Raw genomic sequence first — 4020 nt, 5'->3', positions numbered from 1 at the left:
GTCCCGAATGCGGATCGATGCAACTCGGCCCGCCGGAGAAAATCACCGACCTGCCGCCGTGTTGGAAAGAGTCGGATCTTGCTGGCGCTCACGGTGTCGATCGGCTATTCGTCCACCTTGACGGACCGGGATTCATCGGCGTCGACGACGAGACCGCGGAACTGGTTACGGCCGATCTTGCACGCGGTGAAGAACCCGATCCAGAGACGCGCCCGGCGACACTCGAGAATATCCACGAACTCGCAGAGAGCTACAACGACGAGTTCTACGGCGAAGACAACTGCTCACTACAGCCTGATACTGATCGGGGTGACGAGTGATGTCCGGAAATGGGCTATACCGGAGCAGGTGCATCTCGAGGGGTTCGAGTCCCCTCTCCGGCGTTAGGGTGGCGACCAACGCCGTGAGATCAATGCACGATAGAAAAGAGTTCGACCTGACGGTACGCGAGACGCTAGTTCGAGATCTAGAAACTGACGAGGAGCGCAAAAGATGGGAGGTCGGAGCGGAGAAAGTGGACCGTCCGCCCCTTGGCAAGACCCCAGCGGAAGCCCTCCGCGTCTTCGCTGACTCCCTCGAGAACGACAACGAAGACGTTCGAATCGACCTCGACGAACTCGCAGCGGACTAAGCCCGACCGGCGGACTCGGGTTCGACTCCCGAGCGGGCCTTCATGGATCGTGCAGACTCAGAGAAAGGGACTGAATGCCCAGGGTCGCACCGAAAGGGCGAACGGAAAGGGATCGACTACGTCTGTCGGGAGTACGACGTCCAAACCGACGACGTAGCGAATGCGAACGCCCGGCGACTTCGGGAGGTGAGCGCGTAATGGCGGCCGACAGCGGGATTTCCAAGCGCGACGACCGCTTCGACGCGCACATCTACGACCTCGATCTCGGCGACGACATGCCGGACTTCGAGGCCGTCGAGTGTACCCCGGCCGCCCACGCCGGCCGGCCGGCGTTCGTGTTCGCGATCGGCCCTCACGACGAGGACGTTCGCAAGACCAAGGTCTGCACCGAGTGCGGCCTTCGGATGGACGAAACGGCGTTCCACGACGTGACCGCGGTCACGCTCGAGGCTGTCGGCGGGGTTCGGGATCGCGTTCACAACTACCCCGGCGAGACAGATCTCGAGAAGGTCCCACTCGCGGACGTACTCGAGTTAGCCGGGATCGACGCCGACGCCGTCGACGTAACCCACACCGGCGTCACGGGCGACGAACTCATGATCCAAACGACCGACGCGGAGGGCGACGATGAGTGAGCTTGAACGCCTGAAAGACCGACTCGGCTACGATCCCGACGGCGTCGGGGAGAGCCGACTCGAGGCGTTGGTCGACCACTTCGGCAGCGCCGAGGCGGTGCCGCTGACGGACATGGACGCACTCCGCGAGGCCGAGGGNGAGAGCCGACTCGAGGCGTTGGTCGACCACTTCGGCAGCGCCGAGGCGGTGCCGCTGACGGACATGGACGCACTCCGCGAGGCCGAGGGTATCGGCCCGACGACGGCCGGTCGAATCTGGGAAGTGGCCGAACCGCAGTCCGAATCCGACCCCGAGACCACCGAGGCCGAAGCGATCACCGTCCCGACCGACGACGTACTCGAGGAGATCGCCGACGACAATCCGTTCAAGGCCGTGGTCGAATCGCTCCGCGAGGAGGGACTGTCGTGGGGCGAGATTTACGACCACGCGGCCGACGCCTACAACCCGATCGACAAGGCGGCTTTCGAGGAATCGTTCGTCATGCTCCCCGACTATAGGATTCGAGTCGTCGTCCCCGACCCCGATGCCACGTCGGGTGAGCGATACGAGACGCTAACCCGCCCCGAACCGACCAAGGACGACGCCCGCGAGTGGGCACTGTCGAAACCAGAGGTTCGGCGCGTCGAATCGATCGAACGGGTCGGCGAGGTGAAGGTGGGATGAGCGAATCCGAAACCACCGACCACCTGTCGGCCCTTGACGACGCCGACGACGCACTCGCCACGGCCCGAGACGCACTCGCGGCCGGCGACGACCAAACGGCCGCCCACACGCTCGAGCAAGCCCGCGAGACGCTGGCGAACACGATTCGGGGCCTCGACGCTGGCGAGGACCACAGCCCGGTGTGGGAACTCGCGACCGACGACTTCGAGGACTACGTCGGCTGCGAACTCGTCGATCTCGCGACCTCCGGGTTCGGAACGGCGGCCGTGCTGGTCTTCGAACGCGAGGACGGCAGCCTACACGGGTTCAAGGTCACGCCGCGAGAGAACGTTCGGGTCTGTGATATTGAGGTGAACGAGTAGTCATGTCCGAGACCGAATCCCGCCACGCAACAGTCAAGGGGTGGTCGGGCGGCCCGCGGACGGACTACGACGATCTGCTCGCGACCGAACCCGACGAGTTCGAACTCCCGATCATTCCCGAGGACACGTACCACGTTCCTCACGAGGACCACGTCGTGCTTGCGGACAGCATCGAGAACCACGGCCGGTATGCCTTCGATATGGACGCCGAGACTGCCGCAGTGTTGTATGTCGAGACGAGCGACCACTACCACGATACTATCGAGGGCTACACGACGGGCCGCCCCATCGAGGGGGGGCTGTTGTACCAGCCGGAGAACACGGACGCCCCACCGTTCCAAACCGAAATCTGGGGCTGCATCCGAATGCGCGTCGAGAACGCGGAGGACACTGCATGACCGAAACCACCCCCCAACGACGACCGACCGACCACGCTCACGTCGACGACCGCCAAGACCGCGACCGAACCCCCGACGCCACGTATCCGATCGCGGTCTTCGAGGACGGCCAGGAGTACGTCGCGACGCAGGACGACGCCACGCTCGAGGCGCGGGGCTTCTCGCCCGCCGAGGCGATCGCCAACTTCGCACGAGCCGTCGACGCCAAGAACAACGGCGAGCAGGTGGTCTGCGATGAGTAGCCACATCGACACCGAGATTGAGCACACGACCGACGTGACCGACGACGGCGTCGTCGCCGAGTTCACCGCCGACGAACTGTTTGACTTCCACGGGGAGCGTGTCGCCCGTGAGACGACCGTGGCGCTACTCGAGGACGGTGGCGTGCATATCTCGCAGGCGACGGACCAGGGCCCCCACGACAGCCTCACACTCTCCGAAGCGGTCGCCGACGAGTTACTCCGGGAGCGTGAGAGTGAATGAGCACGCACGACTCACGACAGGCGGCGAAAGACGCCCTCGAGACGGACATCGGGATGCCGGGCTTCCTGAGCGAGGACGACCCCTATTGGCTGTGCAACCTCCACGGGACGGTCAACACCGACGACATAGTCGACATGGCCGACGCGCTTCGGGAGGACGCGGCCGTACTTGAGACGGCCGGCGAGCAGATCGCCGCCGAGGAATGGACGCCAGAGGAAGCGGCGCTGTACGTCGCCGCGAATGCGAACTACGGGCGATACGGTGTTGACCGAACTCTCGCTGACCCGCCGGAGGGGAGCGATGGTGCCGAGTGAATCCGACGACCGATCGGTCTACCCGCTCGAGCCCGAGACAAAACTGTTCACGTGGAAGCCCACGCCCTCGAAACTCGAGCAAGTCCTCGAAGCCGCGAACGACGATCCGACGATGCAGGAACTCGTGAATATGCTCTGCTCGCTCGAGGGCCTATTCGTCCACGTCGACGGTGCCGATGAGGGGTGGCGACCGACGACGATCGAAATCGAGTGTCTCGAGGACACGTGGCAGTCTCACGCCGCCACGAACGACCTGTTGACAGTCATGCGACGCGCCGGGTGGCGACTCGAGGGCGNCTCGCGTCTCCGAGACGCGTTGAGACGCCCCTAGTGGTTTCACTTCATATACAGTGTCTCAAAATACCGAGTGGGATGGTGGGGCCAGTCGTGGATGACAGAGCACTCGGTACGGTTGTCGCGCACAGGAATCACGCGACAGAGAGAATTTCACCGTCACTCCGCATCAAAACCGGGCCGGAGAGTGCACGCTATTCAGTTTTCGAGCATCAAATCGCGGATGGTCTGGCGGCGGG

The 4020-nt window shown here is 64.0% G+C and carries 8 protein-coding genes; all 8 read left to right on the top strand.

Annotated elements, in window-relative coordinates:
* Nucleotides 1–320: hypothetical protein (locus C486_RS21235; RefSeq protein ID WP_160164277.1), on the top strand; the 320-nt coding region annotated here is incomplete at its 5' end.
* A gap of 92 nt (nucleotides 321–412) precedes the next feature.
* Entirely contained in the window at nucleotides 413–631 is a 219-nt protein-coding gene (locus C486_RS00160) for a hypothetical protein (protein ID WP_008451555.1), read from the top strand.
* Nucleotides 632–828: 197 nt separating this feature from the next.
* Nucleotides 829–1266, top strand: coding sequence for a hypothetical protein (locus tag C486_RS00155; protein ID WP_008451554.1), 438 nt, complete (start codon nucleotides 829–831; stop codon nucleotides 1264–1266).
* A 660-nt stretch (nucleotides 1267–1926) separates the two neighbouring features.
* Complete coding sequence (locus C486_RS00145) at nucleotides 1927–2292, top strand: hypothetical protein (protein WP_008451550.1); 366 nt, start codon at nucleotides 1927–1929, stop codon at nucleotides 2290–2292.
* A 2-nt stretch (nucleotides 2293–2294) separates the two neighbouring features.
* A complete protein-coding gene (locus tag C486_RS00140; RefSeq protein WP_008451548.1) occupies nucleotides 2295–2690 on the top strand; it encodes a hypothetical protein in 396 nt (131 codons plus the stop codon).
* On the top strand, nucleotides 2687–2932 hold the full coding sequence (locus tag C486_RS00135) for a hypothetical protein (RefSeq protein WP_008451546.1): 246 nt from the start codon (nucleotides 2687–2689) through the stop codon (nucleotides 2930–2932). The genes C486_RS00140 and C486_RS00135 overlap by 4 nt, the downstream gene beginning before the upstream one ends.
* Nucleotides 2925–3173, top strand: coding sequence for a hypothetical protein (locus tag C486_RS00130; protein ID WP_008451544.1), 249 nt, complete (start codon nucleotides 2925–2927; stop codon nucleotides 3171–3173). Before C486_RS00135 ends, C486_RS00130 begins: the two co-directional genes overlap by 8 nt.
* The gene (locus C486_RS00125) at nucleotides 3170–3487 is read left to right on the top strand and encodes a hypothetical protein (protein WP_008451541.1); all 318 of its coding nucleotides are present in this window, start codon (nucleotides 3170–3172) and stop codon (nucleotides 3485–3487) included. Before C486_RS00130 ends, C486_RS00125 begins: the two co-directional genes overlap by 4 nt.
* Nucleotides 3488–4020 lie beyond the last annotated feature (533 nt).

Origin of the sequence: Natrinema gari JCM 14663, from assembly GCF_000337175.1 — an archaeon.
Classification (GTDB): Archaea; Halobacteriota; Halobacteria; order Halobacteriales; family Natrialbaceae; genus Natrinema; species Natrinema gari.
The sequence above is the reverse complement of the archived record's forward strand: the minus strand, read 5'-3'. Positions and strand labels throughout refer to the sequence as shown.

Excerpts from the sequence above, each read along its gene's own strand:
- C486_RS00160 (WP_008451555.1), top strand. The coding sequence starts at position 413 with ATGCACGATAGAAAAGAGTTCGACCTGACGGTACGCGAGACGCTAGTT.
- C486_RS00155 (WP_008451554.1), top strand. The coding sequence starts at position 829 with ATGGCGGCCGACAGCGGGATTTCCAAGCGCGACGACCGCTTCGACGCG.
- C486_RS00145 (WP_008451550.1), top strand. The coding sequence starts at position 1,927 with ATGAGCGAATCCGAAACCACCGACCACCTGTCGGCCCTTGACGACGCC.
- C486_RS00140 (WP_008451548.1), top strand. The coding sequence starts at position 2,295 with ATGTCCGAGACCGAATCCCGCCACGCAACAGTCAAGGGGTGGTCGGGC.
- C486_RS00135 (WP_008451546.1), top strand. The coding sequence starts at position 2,687 with ATGACCGAAACCACCCCCCAACGACGACCGACCGACCACGCTCACGTC.
- C486_RS00130 (WP_008451544.1), top strand. The coding sequence starts at position 2,925 with ATGAGTAGCCACATCGACACCGAGATTGAGCACACGACCGACGTGACC.
- C486_RS00125 (WP_008451541.1), top strand. The coding sequence starts at position 3,170 with ATGAGCACGCACGACTCACGACAGGCGGCGAAAGACGCCCTCGAGACG.